13 protein-coding genes are annotated in these 15,846 nt (G+C 57.3%); 5 read left to right on the forward strand and 8 right to left on the reverse strand.

The window, feature by feature from the left end; all coding sequences use genetic code 11:
- Positions 1 to 261: hypothetical protein (locus NUV55_RS04400; protein ID WP_296670736.1), on the reverse strand; the 261-nt coding region annotated here is incomplete at its 3' end.
- Positions 262 to 431: 170 nt separating this feature from the next.
- Between NUV55_RS04400 and NUV55_RS04405 the strand changes: the two genes are divergently transcribed.
- On the forward strand, positions 432 to 1,907 hold the full coding sequence (locus NUV55_RS04405) for an ATP-grasp domain-containing protein (RefSeq protein WP_296670738.1): 1,476 nt from the start codon (positions 432 to 434) through the stop codon (positions 1,905 to 1,907).
- 17 nt (positions 1,908 to 1,924) lie between these two features.
- On the opposite strand, the gene NUV55_RS04410 is transcribed toward NUV55_RS04405, so the two are convergent.
- Entirely contained in the window at positions 1,925 to 3,676 is a 1,752-nt protein-coding gene (locus tag NUV55_RS04410; protein WP_296670740.1) for a hypothetical protein, read from the reverse strand.
- A gap of 358 nt (positions 3,677 to 4,034) precedes the next feature.
- On the opposite strand from NUV55_RS04410, the gene NUV55_RS04415 reads away from it, so the two are divergent.
- Together NUV55_RS04415 and NUV55_RS04420 are read left to right on the forward strand one after the other, a co-directional pair.
- Positions 4,035 to 5,219, forward strand: a complete 1,185-nt coding sequence (locus NUV55_RS04415) for an Ig-like domain-containing protein (RefSeq protein ID WP_296670742.1) — start codon at positions 4,035 to 4,037, stop codon at positions 5,217 to 5,219.
- Positions 5,220 to 5,315: 96 nt separating this feature from the next.
- Complete coding sequence (locus tag NUV55_RS04420; protein ID WP_296670743.1) at positions 5,316 to 6,545, forward strand: cyclopropane-fatty-acyl-phospholipid synthase family protein; 1,230 nt, start codon at positions 5,316 to 5,318, stop codon at positions 6,543 to 6,545.
- Positions 6,546 to 7,298: 753 nt separating this feature from the next.
- On the opposite strand, the gene NUV55_RS04425 is transcribed toward NUV55_RS04420, so the two are convergent.
- Positions 7,299 to 7,934, reverse strand: coding sequence for an XrtA/PEP-CTERM system exopolysaccharide export protein (locus NUV55_RS04425; RefSeq protein ID WP_296670745.1), 636 nt, complete (start codon positions 7,932 to 7,934; stop codon positions 7,299 to 7,301).
- A 559-nt stretch (positions 7,935 to 8,493) separates the two neighbouring features.
- On the opposite strand from NUV55_RS04425, the gene NUV55_RS04430 reads away from it, so the two are divergent.
- Complete coding sequence (locus tag NUV55_RS04430) at positions 8,494 to 10,188, forward strand: DUF3943 domain-containing protein (RefSeq protein WP_296670746.1); 1,695 nt, start codon at positions 8,494 to 8,496, stop codon at positions 10,186 to 10,188.
- Positions 10,189 to 10,234: 46 nt separating this feature from the next.
- Positions 10,235 to 10,825 carry a hypothetical protein gene (locus NUV55_RS04435; protein WP_296670748.1) on the forward strand — a complete coding sequence of 197 codons (591 nt, stop codon included), beginning with the start codon at positions 10,235 to 10,237 and terminating at the stop codon, positions 10,823 to 10,825.
- A gap of 142 nt (positions 10,826 to 10,967) precedes the next feature.
- Here NUV55_RS04435 and NUV55_RS04440 read toward each other — a convergent pair whose 3' ends face one another.
- The 5 genes from NUV55_RS04440 to NUV55_RS04460 all read right to left on the reverse strand — a co-directional run.
- Positions 10,968 to 11,711, reverse strand: coding sequence for a Crp/Fnr family transcriptional regulator (locus tag NUV55_RS04440; RefSeq protein ID WP_296670750.1), 744 nt, complete (start codon positions 11,709 to 11,711; stop codon positions 10,968 to 10,970).
- A 24-nt stretch (positions 11,712 to 11,735) separates the two neighbouring features.
- Positions 11,736 to 12,557, reverse strand: a complete 822-nt coding sequence (locus NUV55_RS04445) for a response regulator (protein ID WP_296670751.1) — start codon at positions 12,555 to 12,557, stop codon at positions 11,736 to 11,738.
- Positions 12,557 to 14,266: an ATP-binding protein gene (locus NUV55_RS04450; protein ID WP_296670753.1), complete on the reverse strand. Its 1,710-nt coding sequence runs from the start codon at positions 14,264 to 14,266 to the stop codon at positions 12,557 to 12,559. The genes NUV55_RS04445 and NUV55_RS04450 overlap by 1 nt, the downstream gene beginning before the upstream one ends.
- 243 nt (positions 14,267 to 14,509) lie before the next feature.
- Positions 14,510 to 15,466: a diguanylate cyclase gene (locus tag NUV55_RS04455; RefSeq protein WP_296670755.1), complete on the reverse strand. Its 957-nt coding sequence runs from the start codon at positions 15,464 to 15,466 to the stop codon at positions 14,510 to 14,512.
- A partial coding sequence (locus NUV55_RS04460) for a response regulator (RefSeq protein WP_296670757.1) occupies positions 15,463 to 15,846 on the reverse strand: 384 nt, incomplete at its 5' end. The genes NUV55_RS04460 and NUV55_RS04455, both read right to left, overlap by 4 nt.

Genomic DNA, 15,846 nt, shown 5'->3' on the forward strand with positions numbered 1-15,846 from the left:
CGCGATCAACAGCGCTTGCCCGAAATCGTTCCCGAGACCGGACGGTGCCAGCCAACGGGTGTAGAGCAGCGTGCTGAGGGAGGCGGCAAGGAGAAGGCAGGCAAAATCGCCCAGCGGAAGCAGATCGCTGGCTACAGTAGCCACGCTGCGGCTCAACACGCGCCGCGCGGGCCGCCCAAGGTGACTGCCCCAAATCCCTTCGGAGAAATTCATGCGCGCAAAATAGACTTTGAGCGACTCAGCGTCTGTACGTCTCCGCACTCAGTACGTGGGCGTACAGACTCCGACGGTGTTGCAACGCAGACTGCCTGGGTTTGGATCAGCGGCTGCGCCGGTGCAAGTCTGGCTTATATCCGCGCGATCAAAACCGGATCGTTCTAACCAGAAAATGGACCTAACCATGGCCAACCGATTAAGGCGAGCGCCAGCGCATGCAAAATAACTCCATATTATTTCCGGTAAGGCAGAACTGGCCTGCGACCTATGAATTAAATAGTAACGTTAACGCGCAGGATAAAAAAATTCTAAAAAACTCACCAAGAGCAGCAGCGCCAGGCATTCTCTTCACCGCGACAATCCGCTGGCCGATCGCCGCCCGTCTCGCGATAGCTTTTGCCAATATGGGCTGCCGCGTGGAGGCAATTTGTCCGGGCCAGCATCCCGTGACCACGGTGCGAGCCATCCAGCGGATTTACCCATACTCCGTGCTCAAGCCATTGGTTTCGTTGCGCGCCGCCATCGAATCGTCTGCGCCCGATCTCGTCGTTCCTTGCGATGACGATGCGGCAGCCCACCTTCACCAGTTATATGAGCGCGCCGGCGAAACAGGCTTCTCGGCGAATGCATTACGCGTTCTTATTGCGCGTTCGCTGGGAGCGCCCGAGGCTTGCGCACTCGCGACCGCGAGGGGAAAGTTGATGGCCCTGGCCGCGGAGGAGAGGGTACGGATCCCGGAAACCACCGTTGTGGTGACACCAAGCGAATTAACCGCCTGGCTCGCGCAACACGGATTTCCGGCAGTGATCAAATTAGATAGCACATGGGGCGGACAGGGCGTCTCGATCGTTCGTGATCACGAGGAGGCCGAGCATGCCTTTGGGATCATGACGTCGCGTCCGTCCATGGTGAATGGCGTGGCGCGCATGCTTTTGGAGCGAGACCCGACTTTTCTTCTGAACTCGCTGAAGGAGCCACGGCGTACCATTACGTTGCAAGATTTCATCCCTGGTAGCCCCGCCAACCGGGCGGTCGCATGCTGGCAAGGACAGGTTCTGGCGGGTATCAGCGTGGAAGCAATCAGGACGCAGCACCCGACAGGGCCTGCCACCGTCGTGCGCGTCATCGAGAATCCGGAGATGTCCGAGGCGGTGAAACGGCTGGTGCGCCGGCTCGGGATTTCCGGGTTGTGGGGGGTTGATTTCATTCTGGAGGCATTGACCGGAGCCGCTTACCTCATCGAAGTGAATCCGCGCGCCACACCCATTTGTCATCTGCCGCTGGGTGCAGGACATAATCTCCCGGCCGCACTCTATACGCAGCTGACGGGAACCCCGCCGCTGGCACCGCCTGCAATGACAGATCACGATGTCATCGCCATGTTTCCCGGCGAATGGCACAGGGATCCCGCCAGCAGCTATTTGCGCACGGCCTATCACGACGTACCGTGGTGCGAGCCGGGTCTGATTCAGGATTGCCTCGATCGGCCATGGTCGGAGCGCGGCTTGATTGCGCGATTGAGAGCGCGTATGCGTCCAAAGCCGGCCATGCTGTCGATCCGGCATAAAGATCCGACGGGTGCGGGTGCGCCGACCAGCGTGGATTACGCGCACGATCATTCGAGCTTAAACGGGTTCAAACACCTTGCTTCCCCGGCCCTCGCCGATAAAAAAACCGCGTTCGTCCGATAGGCCTTTTCGTTGTCGGGCTAGGGAAGCAATCCAAAAACCGACACTTGATATTGTGAGCCGACATAGACCCTGCCGTTTGCCACGGTCGGAACGCTGAACTTGATCGCCGGTCCGGGGTTGTCACGCGCCGCGTTTTGATTACTGTTGTAGAGTTCGATGATAACGTCCGCGGCTGAATAGGCATGGAGTACCGTTGGCGCGCCCGATCCATTGGTCTCCAGTGCCCACACGATCCCGTTGCTTGAGCCGTTGGCGGAAACAACCGGCGTCGCGCCGGGCCATGGGAAACTGTTCGTCGACTCCCCTGAAAGAACAAGCTGCCCCTGACCAAGGGTGTAGGCTTTCAGCTTGTCTCCGACTGCCGCCATGTAGACCGTGTTTTCAAAGTATGCCGGAGTGCCGAATATCAGGCACCTGCCCGTTCCACACAGCCCCCACGTAAAGGACTGCACGATCTGGCTGTCGCTGCCTGCCTGGAACTTTCCCAGGTTGTCGCGATTCAGCAGGTAAGCAATGCCTTGTTTCCCGAGGCTCAACATCAGACGCGGAGGGCCTACGGATTGATCCGGTAACAGCAACGGCCCGGCCGCACTCATATCCGCGTTCGCATTCTCCAGCTCTTGCTGGTTAAACGGTGTGAAGTAGTCAGAAATCGTCAACGATCCATTCGTCAGCTTGAGGACGCTGTCACTGTAACTGTCGACACCCGGGCTCGGATCGAAGGGCCCGTCGCCGGTCATGACGAAGACGTTGCCGCTGGCATCGGCTGCCGGGCCGCCGCCGCTGTGCCAGATTCCGCCTTTTCCTTTGGGATCGTTGGGAACGACGTTGAATGCACCGAGCTGATCCAGGGTTTTCGCATCATAGGCCAGCACCCATCCCTGGTAGGGTCGGATGACGCAATGCGAGGAAAAGGCGATAGAGATAATATTTTTATTCAGCAGCAACGCCGCACGCTGATTTTGGCGCAAGGATTGGAACAGCACACGACCGTTGCCATCATTGGGCGACGTCGTGCCGGGAACGGAGGCTCGCAGCGTCCGTCCCGAACCGGGCCGGCTGGCGCCGGTAGCGATGTCCAGGGCGTGCAGGCGGTGTTCGTAAGCGACGACGGCGCCGTTTATTTCCTTTGTCTTGGCGACGACATAAAGCGTGCCCGTGGCCCGATCAATGACCGGGGTGCCGGTAATCCCGATTTCCGGCGTCAAATCCGCGCAACCGCCGGGGATGACCGGCCCGGGTCCGGTGTAGCCCGGCGGCGAGGCGGTATCCTGATAGGGCACGGTGGTGATGCCGTTGGCCGGATCGATGAAGCTCACCTGCCATAGCGGCGCGCCTGTCTGGTTATTGGCGTCGAAGGCATAGACGCTGTTGTGCTCGGTGGCCACGAATACGACATTGCGCAGCTGGCCGGCGACCGGCACGTTCGACACATAGAGCGGCTGCGCGTAAACATAGCCATCCACGGAATATGAAAAGAGCTTGCCGAATGTCGTGCTGTTGACATTCGCGGGGGTGAGCAGCGTTTCCTGGAGGTTCTGCCCGGTACGTGCGTTGTCATTATGATAAGTGAGGACATCGACCGCTGTCTGGGGGGCTGGAGGCGCCGGGGCTGGAGGCGCCGGGGCTGGCGCCGTCGTATCTGGAGTGGACGGATCCGCGGCAGTGGTTCCAGCGCTATCGGTGCGTGAACAGCCTGTTAAAAAACTGACCGCCAGCAGAATCAGGCCAAAATATATTCTGGCTTCATGTTTTGATGAACGAATCATCTCCTCGCTCCATCCCGTGACCGGGTTCATTTACCAGCCACAGTGTGGGCCCGGAAAAGATTTTCATCGGTACGTCAGCGTACATGGAGATAAAAATCAGCAGTTCAGCCCCCTGCCCTGCTCACGTAGCGCGGTTGAATGGCCCGGATTGAAAATTCCGCCGTATGTACGATATCGCACAGAGGAAAACGCCGAGATTGGGAATAATTTTCCAAACCGCGGATCACCCTCAACCTGGAGGGTTTGATTTGAAATCCGGACATGTTCGCCTGTTACCGACATCGCACAGGTCTGCGGGAGAAATCTTTATTTATCCGCAAAGCGCAAGCATGAATGTTGTTTTAAGGAGTGGATGCCAATGAACGTTTACCAAAATTATTTCAAGCATATTAAGCTGTCGTTTGCGGTATTCACGTTGCTCATTTTTGTGCCCGGATGCGGAGGTAGCGGCGGGGGCAGTGGTAGTGGAAGTGGAAGTGGGGGTGGAGCAAACGGAGGAAGTTCAGGTCCGCCAGATAACACCGCGCCCACCGTGACCGCCATGACCCCGGGTGAAGCCACGACAGGAATGGCGACCAATGCCCGACTCACGGTCACTTTCAGTGAGGCAGTGGTTTCTGGTGGCATCAGTCCTGAAGCAGTTAATACAGTAACTTTCAGGCTGACCGACGGGGCCAATTCCATTCCAGGAACAGTTGGCTTCGACACCACCAACAACATTGCCGTGTTCACGCCCGGCAGCAATCTCGCGCCCAATGTGACTTATATCGCAACGATTGTGACCGGTATTAAGGATTTGGGAAATAATTCCATTTCAACAGACTTTGCTTGGGATTTCGTAACGGGTGGAGCGGATAATATCGCGCCCACCGTGATTTCCACGATTCCCGTTAACGCTGCCACGGGCGTGGCAATCAACCGCAAACTCACGGCCAGCTTCAAGGAGGCAATGGATTCGTCGACGATGACACCGGCAAACTTTACGGTGACGGGACCTAACGTCACACCGGTTTCAGGTACGGTGACCTATCTTGGCGGAACAGCGATCTTTACACCTGCGCAAAATTTTGCGCCGAATGCAGTTTATACCGCGAGGATCACCACGAGTGCTGTGGACCTGGCAGGCAATGCCTCGCAAGCGAATACATGGAGTTTTACCACAGGCGCCAACGCGGATGTCGTTACACCAGTCGCCAATTCCACCAGCCCGGCGCCTGCCGAGTCAAACGTCGCCATCGACAGGGCAATCAACGTCACCTTCAGTGAGCCCATGGACCCGGTAACCATTACCACGGCAAACTTTACCGTGACCGGACCTGGCACCGACCTCGTGATAGGAACCGTGGCCTATGACACGAGCAACAACACCGCGACCTTTACACGACACGTCCATCTCGCCACACCCGTGGGTCCCCATCCCGTGCCCGTGAGAAATCTGGCGCCCAACACCACTTATACCGCCACGCTCACCACCGGAGCCAAGGACATGGCAGGCAATGCACTGGCCAACAACCTGCAATGGAGCTTTACCACGGCGCCATAAATTTGAGGCGAGAGCCGGCCGATTTGTCCAACCGCCACAACTGACGAGTCAGAAGATTGTTTGCCAACACACTGCCTGTCGTCATGGAGAATAACAATGATTCTGGAGCAAGAGTTGATGACATGGGCAAGCTGCATTCGCGATCGCGTCAACCTTCACGCACGATTGATATTATGGAACGGGCAACAGTTCGATCTTGGGCATTTCACCACTCCGCGGATCGTTTTACGCGTTAAAAGCATGGCCGCCATTCCGTATCTGCTTAACCCTACCCTCGATCGTCTGGGCAAAGCCTATGTCAAGGGGATGATTGATCTCGAGGGCAAGTTGAACGATATCGTCGCTATTGCTTATGCCATCGTGAGCAATACCGTGCCGGTGGGCGGACGGGTAGCACGGATGGCCCGCTTCTTTCAGCACACCAGGCAATCCGACAAAAAGGCCGTCCAATCGCATTACGACGTATCGAACGCCTTTTATGCGCAGTGGCTCGATCCAGCCATGGTGTACTCGTGCGCCTATTTCGAACAGGGTAACGAGGACCTGCCAACCGCACAGATGAACAAGATCGATCACATACTTGCCAAGATCAAGCTGCAACCGGGACAAACACTGCTCGACATTGGGTGCGGTTGGGGCGCGCTGGTGATGCGGGCAGCAAGCCATTATGGCGCCCGTTGTGTCGGCATTACGCTTTCAAAAAACCAGTACGAACTGGCGATCGAACGCGTCAAGGCCGCGGGGCTGACCGATCGCGTTGCCATCCGGCTGGAGGACTATCGCGACATGACCGGTCGGTATGATCGTATTACCAGCGTCGGCATGTTCGAGCATGTTGGCCGAAACAACTTGCCGGCCTATTTCAGGCGCATGCATAATTTGCTTGCCGAGGACGGCATGGCGTTAAATCATGGCATCACATCGACCGATCCCGACGGAGGCGCCATTGCCTTCGGCGGAGGCGATTTCATCGACGAATATGTTTTCCCGGACGGTGAATTGCCACACCTCAGTCAGGCGCTCCTGGCGATGCAGAAAGGCGGGCTGGAGGTAATCGACGTGGAGAACCTGCGCCGTCACTACGCCAAGACCCTGTCGATCTGGGCGGACAACTTCGACCGGCACAGCGGGCTCATTCAGCAGGAAGTGGACGATGAACAATTCCGCATCTGGCGCGTTTATCTCGCTTTCTGCGCCCACGCTTTTGAACACGACGACATTTCCGTTTATCAGGTGCTGTGCCACCAGGCTCGACGCAGTGCCGACTCGCTGGACTGGTCGCGACGCTATATCTACAACGCACAGCAAGCGACTGTGCAGAATTAGAAAAATTGGCAGCCCCGGATCCGGGGCTGCTTCGTTGGCGTGGAAATACGCGGGAGGCAGAGCAGGCAGGATTCTTCATGCTCCGGGAGCATTACTCAAGGCAAGACAGGTTGCCTGACGGTTATGCCCCTGCCCTGGCCATAACAGGAACCGGTCACGCCTGGCTCAGGGTGAACCGGTGTTTGATCTGGCGTATCTTGTGGGGAAGCTTTGATGAAGTCCGTTCGTGGTGAGCCTGTCGAACCTTGAACGGCGTTCCAAGTGATTCTCATTTTGTGGCTCTGTTGAATTTTGAGTGGGTGAAAAAGGCCCGGCAGGGAAAAATGGAATCCCCCCTCCCTTGACGGGAGGGGGCGAGGGGGAGGGTGAGCATCGTCGTGAAGTAACAATGGATCCGGGTTTTGCCGCGTGTCGGTCCGCCACCCCCACCCTCCCCCGTCGAGGGGGAGGGAGCATGTCACGACGACCCGTCGGCTCGGGTGATTACCCACTCGTTTTTCAACAGAGACAGTTTTGTTAGCAGGTTGCTGAAAAAGTCAGAGAAACACCCAAATCCGTCATTCCGGCGAAAGCTGGGTGAGGCGGGGTTTTCGCGAACATACTTAACGTATGTTCGCGCCGCCGAACGGGTGCAACGGGTTTTGTTGCACCCCGGGCAGCAACAGCATATTACTGATTTTGTTGGTTCTAATATTCTGGACCCCGGCTTTCGCCGGGGTGACGAAGAGTTTTTCAGCAGCCTGTCAGGCGCGCTTAGAACAGTCTCTCGGGAATGGTGACCACGTCACCGGGTCTCAACTCAAGGTTGGATTCGAGCTTTCCCCTGGCCAGGATATCGGCGAGAGCAATGTCGAATACGTCGGTTTTTGTCTTTCCGTTGCGATAAAGCTTGGTCCGGTTCGGTGAGGCGAAATCATTCGTGCCCCCCGCCTCGAGCACGGCGTCGAGGACCGTCATGCCCGGACGATAGGGCATGGAACGCGGCGTGCGGACGGCGCCTGTTACACGCACGCGTGAAAGAAATTCATGGCTGCGCAACTCCGTCAGAATGACCGCCACATTCGGATCACGGATATACGCCGACAGCTTGTCCTTGATGATGGCCGCGACCTGGCTGGGCGTCTTGCCGCCGGCCTGCACATCGCCTATCAACGGAACCGATATTTTTCCATCCGGCCGCACCGGTACGGCGGCCACTGACATATCGGGGTGGCGCCATACTGTTATCTGCAGGCGATCGTCTACGCCAATACGGTAATCACCCTCCACGCGTGAGGCAGAGTGTTTCGCCTCTTCATTATCATCTCCGGTACCCGGCACCGATGCACAACCTGTTGCCAGTAAAAACAGTCCCGACAACAATGCTGACACAATATGAAACGAGTTCATTTATGGCTGTATCCGGTTAGGCGCAGGCTTTGTGCCCGATGGAGTCGGGCTGCTTGAGGCTCTCGGCGCCATGATATCGGGGATGTGGTTAAGGCTCTGTTGTTTCATTCTGCCAACATGTTATGCATTCAAAAAAGCAACATACGCTGCGAAACAGCAGCATTCTGTGCGCTAGCAAACATATGAGATCTATGCATTCGATGAGCCAGGGAAAGCACGGCGCTGGCGAAGAGCCCGCGATAGCCGGGGTAGAGGTAATAATTTGCGCCAAATCAGCTTGCTGGGAAGATTGCCCGAGCACACGGGCCGACATAAAAGCCTGATCGTCGAGTGATTGCAAAGAACGAGTAAGACCGGAACACGCCGGGTTGCGGCTTCCAGCCACTTAAAGTGTGTGCTGGAGACACATGTTCGATACCGCACAGTGCAGAATTAATTTCCCGAGTACATCTAAGCAGCAGCTTCGTCAGTTTCACAACGATATGGGCGAGGCTGTCACGTAACCAACATGCAGGTCAGCCAGACCAGTTTTCCGTAGTAACTGAAGAACGAGTCTCTCATGAAAACGCCGCGCGCAATTCTCAAAGCCTTGGCCGGTAAGACGCTGGGCGGGGAGGGATTCATATCTGGCTGCATGTTCAGAACGATGTTTTTTTGCGTTGCTTTCGCGCTGGCGCTCATCACACCAGCCGCTGGCCTTGCCAGCGAATCCAAAGCGAACAAAAACGAGTTCGTCCCAGACACGCTAAGCCTTGGCTTGCCACTACAGTTCAACCGGTACGATCAATACATTGTTGCGCAAAATCCCGCCGGCACGACGGACATTCCGCCCCAACCTTCTTCCACGGAAACCCCCACCGAGCCAAGAAAGCCGCTTCGATTCGAGGAAACGGAGGCCGGCAAGAGCTATCTCCTCCCGGTTTGGGAAATCGCCGGGTTCAACCTCCTGCTCAATCGTATCGACTACTACTTCATTGACAAGCAGGTGTACGGCAGCACTTATTCCTCAATCCGGAAAAATTTGAGCGGCCGGTGGGTTGTCGACACCGACCCGTTCGCCGTGAACCAGTTCATGCATCCGTATCAGGGATCCATCTACTTCGGGTTTGCGCGATCGACCGGTCTCGGTTACTGGGAATCCCTGGGGTATACCTTCGGCGGCAGCCTGCTCTGGGAAATCGTGGGCGAGACGAGCTCGCCCTCCATTAACGACTTGTTCACCACCGGCTTCGGTGGGACTTTCCTCGGCGAACCGCTGTTCCGGATGGCGAGCATGTTGCTTGAGGGCGGAGGCAAAACGCCCGGGTTCTGGCGCGAGCTGGGCGCCGCGGTGATCTCTCCGTCTCTGGGCTTTACCCGACACGCCTTCGGCAACCGGTTCCGCTCCGTGTTCGACAGCCACGACCCGGCTGTCTATACGCGCGTGCGCCTCGGCTGGAACAAGGTCGATAATGTGTTCGACGAGGCCGTGTCGCAAAAGGTGCAACGCGATTCGGCGACCCTGGACTTTCACATGGCCTACGGGCTCCCCGGCAAGGCCGGGTATACCTATACACGTCCTTTCGACTACTTCGATTTCCAATTTTCCGCCAACACCGCCAATGTGTTCGAGAACATCATGAGCCGCGGTCTCCTCGTTGGAAAGGAATACGAAGTGGGCGAAACCTATCGCGGCATATGGGGCCTCTATGGAAGCTACGATTACATCTCGCCACAGATATTTCGCGTCTCGAGTACGGCACTTTCTTTCGGTACGACCGGCCAGAAGTGGCTTTCGAAAACGATGGCACTACAGGGCACGGCCCTGGCTGGTCTGGGCTACGGCGCGGCCGGGACCATCCGCGGTGCCGGTGAACGCGATTACCACTATGGCGCCACGCCGCAGGCGCTCCTGGCGCTGCGCATGATATTCGGCGAGGCAGCCAACCTCGACATCACGGCGCGCTCATATTATGTCAGCGAAGTAGCCTCTACCGAGGATCGAGGAACGGAGCGTATCTTCCGCGGGGATGCGGCACTCACCGTGCGCGTTCACGGCCCTCACGCTGTCACGCTCAAGTACATTACTTCCCAGCGAGATGCGCGCTATCCCGACATCAATGACACCCACCAGACCGTGAACACCCTTAGCCTGCTCTACTCATACTCCTTCGGCGAGACCAGGTTCGGCGCGCTTGAATGGCGCGCCGCTGACGAACACCCAATAGACCAACCCATCCGCGACGCATCGCAGGCCGGCGAGCCCAAACCTTAGCACAGCCACCACGTCCTATTATTCCAACAGCAATCTTGGATATCCGATGCACTTTCATTACATTCCGACATTGCTGGCTATTATTTCCCTCCCGGTTTTCCTGGCCGGTTGTGCCTCCTTGCTTCCGCATGCGCACACCAGCACCGTGGGCCCGTGGCAGAATTATTATGAAGCACAGCAAGCCTTCGATAAGATCGTCCCTTACCAAACCACGCTCGAAGACCTTAAGACACTCAAGCTGGATCCCCAATCGAATCCGAATATCACCATCCTGAATTATTCCGATGTGATACGCCGTTTCATCCCAAGTCCCTCGGTCAGCGCAGAAGAATTGGCTCCCGGGGTAAGGGCGTGCATCCTGGCCAAGGCGGCATGCAACGGCTATGAGATCGTTCAGAGCTCCAACAGCCGCAAACGCCATGGGAATTTCTGGGCGGATTTCACCAATTTCAAACGGAAGGTCGAGATTACCGGCTGGAGCTTCAATGGGGTCATCCTGGTCAAGGATAACGTCGTCATCTACACGCTAACCGGCGGTCAACCGGCCATTTACGCGCTCGAGGAAAACAAGAATCCCCTCGGTCCGTTTCAGGGTTCAGGCGAGTCAGCGTTGCGTAATAGCGTTCCCTTGCCTTGACCCCGCCATCCGGCCAACCTTGACCAAAGGGCATGCCAGTCGGGTACGGTGCAATCGGGAAATGTCCCAATGTCATGCTGGGGCAGATACATACCGGCTTGCCGGGCGCCAAACGCGTTGTCGGCGTAATGGTCGGAGAAGGTTATCGAACGGCAGTGACGATGTTCTGGCGGTACCGCACATCGGACAGCAGGCGGTCCAATTCCTTCTTGACCACGGCGTAGCACTCGCACGCGCGGGTCTCCAGTCCGGCCCGCTCAAGCACGGTAATGTGGCCGCGACGGTAGCTGATAAAACCGGCGCGCTGCAATTGCCCGGCGGCCTCCGAAATGCCTTCCCGGCGCACGCCGAGCATGCTGGCGACCAATTCATGCGTCATGATCAACTCATTCGAAAGCGACCGATCGAGTGTCAACAATAGCCAGCGGCACAGTTGCTGCTCTATCGAATGGTGTCGATAGCAGGCCGCGGTCTGGGTCATCTGCGTCATCAGCGCCTGGGTGTAGCGCAACAATAAACGCTGCATCATGTCGGCACGATTGAATTCCTGCATCAGCAAGCGGCTCTCCAGCCGGTAAGCGTGCCCCGCGGCCTGTACCACCGCCGAGCTGGGCGTGGTGCCTCCGCCCATAAACAGCGAAATGCCGACGACACCTTCATTGCCCACCCCCGCGGTTTCGGCCGACCCGCCGGACTCCATGACATAGTGCAGCGACACGATGGCGGTGGTGGGGAAATAGGCGTGACGCAACTGTCCGCCAGGTTCGTAGAGGATTTCACCGAGCGGCATCGGCACCAGTTCCAGATGCGCGGACAGGCGATCGAATGCCGCCGTGGGCAGGGCCGCGAGCAGATGGTTTTGATTCGGACTATGAGGTGGTGACATGGTGAACGATCGAAATCCCTTGTTCTAATTCTTTGCCGTGGTTTCCACGCCGACTCCGCGGTAACCGATAAAGCGCGAGGACCGGTTGAACATCGGTTCCCCGCTGACGCGAAATTTTTGTTGCGAGCCATCGGCGTTGACGCGGCTGAAGGCGAAATCCAGGAATGGCTGGCGGGCGGCGATCTTTATCTGTAGTGCTTCGCGCTCCGCCTCGTTCCAGCCACCCGCCCGCGCATCGCTGGGTTCTCCCGCCAAGGAGTCGACGCGGATTCCGAGCATCTCCAGGACTGGGCCGGAAACCTTGGTGAAGTCCCCGTGCTCGTCCTGCTCCCAATACCAGTCAGAGGCCAGTTCGGTGAGGCTGCGATAGCGCGCCTCGCTTTCGCGCAGCTCGGCGGTGCGTTCCTGCACGGTTTGTTCCAGTACCTTGCTGTAATTGTCCAGTTGTTTGTACAGCAGCCGCACTTCCAGCATGTTGTGGATGCGCGTTTTGACTTCGACCAGATCGAACGGCTTGCTGATGAAATCCTTGGCGCCGGCCTGCAACGCGCGCAGCTTGTGACCCGGTTGCGCGGTGAGCACGATGACCGGCAGGTAACGGTCCGCCGCGTTGGTCTTGAGGCCCTCCATCACCTGGAAGCCATCCAGGCCGGGCATCTGCAGATCGAGCAAAATCAGGTCGTAGTGGTTTTTGCGGTGCAGCGCGCAGACCTCCTGTGAATTCATGGTTGAGGCAACGCCGGTGTAGCCGGCCTCGTTCAGCAATTGCTCAAGCAGACTGATATTGGACTCCTGATCGTCAACAATCAGGATGCTGGCGTTAAAAATGTCGGGTGCACTAACCATCATACTTTTTCCTCTTTAATGGCGTGGGCCGATTGCGTTTCCGCAAATTTCAGCACCACGTCCAACGTATCCATGAACTTGTCGACCTTGATAGGCTTGGTGAGATAGCGGAAGAATCCTGCCGCCAGGCCTTTCTCGATATCGCGGGGTATGGCATTGGCGCTGAGCGCCACCACCGGGATGTGTGCCGTGGCCGGGTCGGCGTGCAGGATTTTCAGCGCCTGGATACCGCTGATGCCAGGCAGATTGATGTCCATCAGGATGACATCCGGCCGGGAGGCGCGCGCCATCTCGATGCCGCGGTTACCGTCACTCGCGCTCAGCAAGCGGATATCGGGACGGCGCGCCATGAGATCCTCGACCAGCATCAGATTGGCCGGGTTGTCCTCGACATAGAGCAGGGTGCGCTGGCGCCCGCCGGCATGAACTTGCGCTTGGGCGGCTGCCGTGAGTTCGGCGGCGGTGACATGTTGTGGTTCAGCCGTTAAGTTCAGCTCGAACCAAAACACACTGCCCACACCGACCGTGCTTTCCACGCCGATTTCGCCCTTCATCAGTTCGACCAGCCGCTTGCTCACCATCAGGCCGATGCCGGTGCCTTCCTCGATGCTGGTTTCTTTTCCAAGACGATTGAACGGCTGGAAAAGCTGCGTCAGTTTATCCGGGGCCAATCCTTCGCCGGTGTCCTTGATGCTGATGCGAATGCGTCCGGGGGTGCTCGTGAGGCAGTCCACGACGACCGTTCCGCCCGCCTTGTTGTATTTGATCGCGTTGGAAAGAAGGTTGATGAGAACCTGCTTCACTCGCGTTCGATCGGCCTTAACGAAGTAGGGCATTTCGAACTGACAAAAACTCATGTGAATGTCGCGCTTTTTCGTCTGCGGTTCGATCATGGTCTGGCATTCGCGCACGACTTCGGCCAGCGATATCGGTTCCAGCGAAATCGGAAGCTTGCCGGACTCGATCAGCGCCAGATCGAGGATTTCGTTGATCAGTTCCAGCAGATACCACCCCGCCTTGAGAATCTGATCGACACTTCGCTTCTGGGAGATCGTCGGCGACGGCGTACCGGACTCTATCAGCTGGGCGAAACCGAGGATCGCACTGAGCGGCGTGCGCAGCTCATGGCTCATGCTGGAAAGAAAATCCGATTTTGCCAGATTGGCTTTTTCGGCAACGGCCATGGCCTTGTTCAGCTCTAGTTCGACCTGCTTGCGCACGGAATTGTCGGTGCCGATCAACAGGTATCCGAGGATATCGCCATAATCATCGCGCAGCGCCGTGATCGACACGATGGCCGGAAAGCGGCTGCCATCCTTGCGGATATAGGTCAACTCATAGCTGTCGTCGATCTCGCGCGAAGCTTTGAAAGCCAACGCCTCGAAGCCCGGCTTAATCGGGGTGGCGAGTTCGAGGCTCAGCGCCTGCGCCCGCGCCATTACTTCCTGCGGATCGTGGATGTCGCTGGGGTTGATCTTGTTAACGACTTCGGCGGCCTGATAGCCCAACATGCGCTCGGCGCCGATATTGAATAATTGAATGATGCCTTTCTCGTCGGTGGCGATAATCGAGAAATTGGGGCTATTGAGGATCGCGTTCTGCAACGCCCCCGTTTTAAGCAAGGCTTCCTGGCGTCGGACCTCGGTGATGCCTGCCGTCGTGCCAGCGGCGGGGTTGAGAATGTCGGAATCGTGAACTTTTTCGAGCATGGCCAACCTCTGTTAAAGCGCGATTGAGTCTGGCGGATCGCGTGGCCGAAGGTGCGGGCAGCACCTCATCTACTTATACACCCATCCTGCAAAAAAATGCATGCTTTTGCTTGCAAAAGCCGGGGGTTAGTGAGTCCACGGATGAATTTTGAGCAGCCCTATAATAATAGCGATCAAGCCCGCTGCTCTCCGTGTGTTACCGCACATAAGGCGGAGATTCAGTCTTATTGAGGACAGATTGCATCAGCTACGCGGCATCGCCAACAGGTCGATATGCGCGGCGATGCGATAATCGTTCTTGCCGGTGCGTTTGGCCTCATACAAGGCCATATCCGCGCTCTTCATCAGCGTCTCCACCTCCTCGCCGTGCGTGGGATAAATACCGACACCGACGCTGGCGGTCATGCTCACGTCGCGGTCGTGAATGCAATAGGGTTGTGACACGGCCTGCATCACTTTTGACACCAGCTTGGCGACACCGTCGGCATGACTCAATTCCCACAACGCGATCACGAATTCGTCACCACCCAAGCGCGCCACCGTGTCCTCTTGACGCACGGCGGCCACCAGGCGCGCGGCGACCATCTTTAGCAGCGTGTCGCCGGCATCGTGGCCCAGGGTGTCGTTGATCTGCTTAAATCCGTCCAAATCCAAATACATCACCGCCATGGTGCGCTTGTTCCGGCGCGCATGCGCGATGGCCAAGGAAAGTCTGTCCATTAAAAGCCGTCTATTCGGCAGCCCGGTCAACGCGTCATGCAGCGCCAAGGATTCCAGCGCACGGTTATAATGCTCGAGTTGCTTGTACAACAACCGCACCTCCAGCATGTTGTGAATGCGCGTCTTGACTTCGACCAGCTCTAACGGTTTGGCTACAAAATCTTTCGCGCCGGAGGCCAGCGCTCGCAGCTTGTGACCCGGTTGGGCCGTAATGACGAGTATCGGAACATAGCCATCGGCTTCGATTTCCTTCAGGCCTTGCATCACCTGGAAGCCATCCATGCCGGGCATCTGCAGATCGAGCAGAATCAGGTCGTAGTGGTTGGCGCGATGCAGCGCGCAGACGGCATGCGGATCCATCGTCGACGTCATGTGCCGATAGCCGGCGTCACACAGCATTTGCTCCAGCAACTGCACATTGGCTTTCTGGTCGTCTACGATCAGAATACTGGCGTTAAGAATATCGGCGTTACTAATCATCGCAGGGATCCTGATATAACGGCGCCGTCTAATTCTGTTTCCGCATGTTCCAGCGCCAAGTCCAGCGCATCCATGAGCTCGTTGAGCTTGATGGGTTTGGTGAGATAGCGGAAGAATCCAACCTCTAGTCCCTTCTCGATATCGCGGAGCATGGCATTGGCACTGAGGGCAACGACGGGAATGTGCGCCGTTGCCGGATCTTCACGCAGGATTTTCAGCACTTGGATACCGCTGATGCCAGGCAGATTGATGTCCATCAGGATCACATCCGGGAGATGGGCGCGCGCCAGCGTGATGCCGCGCATGCCATCCCCGGCACTCAACAAGCGCATGTCGGGACGACGCGCGATGAGTTGCTCGACCAGTTGCATGTTGGCCCG

This window comes from Sulfuricaulis sp. (genome assembly GCF_024653915.1).
GTDB lineage: Bacteria > Pseudomonadota > Gammaproteobacteria > Acidiferrobacterales > Sulfurifustaceae > Sulfuricaulis.

What these genes read in the sequence shown, in the direction of transcription:
- NUV55_RS04435 (WP_296670748.1), top strand. Translation starts at nt 10,235, where the DNA reads ATGCACTTTCATTACATTCCGACATTGCTGGCTATTATTTCCCTCCCG.
- NUV55_RS04420 (WP_296670743.1), top strand. Translation starts at nt 5,316, where the DNA reads ATGATTCTGGAGCAAGAGTTGATGACATGGGCAAGCTGCATTCGCGAT.
- NUV55_RS04410 (WP_296670740.1), bottom strand. Translation starts at nt 3,676, where the DNA reads ATGATTCGTTCATCAAAACATGAAGCCAGAATATATTTTGGCCTGATT.
- NUV55_RS04430 (WP_296670746.1), top strand. Translation starts at nt 8,494, where the DNA reads ATGAAAACGCCGCGCGCAATTCTCAAAGCCTTGGCCGGTAAGACGCTG.
- NUV55_RS04425 (WP_296670745.1), bottom strand. Translation starts at nt 7,934, where the DNA reads ATGAACTCGTTTCATATTGTGTCAGCATTGTTGTCGGGACTGTTTTTA.
- NUV55_RS04405 (WP_296670738.1), top strand. Translation starts at nt 432, where the DNA reads ATGCAAAATAACTCCATATTATTTCCGGTAAGGCAGAACTGGCCTGCG.
- NUV55_RS04415 (WP_296670742.1), top strand. Translation starts at nt 4,035, where the DNA reads ATGAACGTTTACCAAAATTATTTCAAGCATATTAAGCTGTCGTTTGCG.
- NUV55_RS04445 (WP_296670751.1), bottom strand. Translation starts at nt 12,557, where the DNA reads ATGGTTAGTGCACCCGACATTTTTAACGCCAGCATCCTGATTGTTGAC.
- NUV55_RS04450 (WP_296670753.1), bottom strand. Translation starts at nt 14,266, where the DNA reads ATGCTCGAAAAAGTTCACGATTCCGACATTCTCAACCCCGCCGCTGGC.
- NUV55_RS04455 (WP_296670755.1), bottom strand. Translation starts at nt 15,466, where the DNA reads ATGATTAGTAACGCCGATATTCTTAACGCCAGTATTCTGATCGTAGAC.
- NUV55_RS04440 (WP_296670750.1), bottom strand. Translation starts at nt 11,711, where the DNA reads ATGTCACCACCTCATAGTCCGAATCAAAACCATCTGCTCGCGGCCCTG.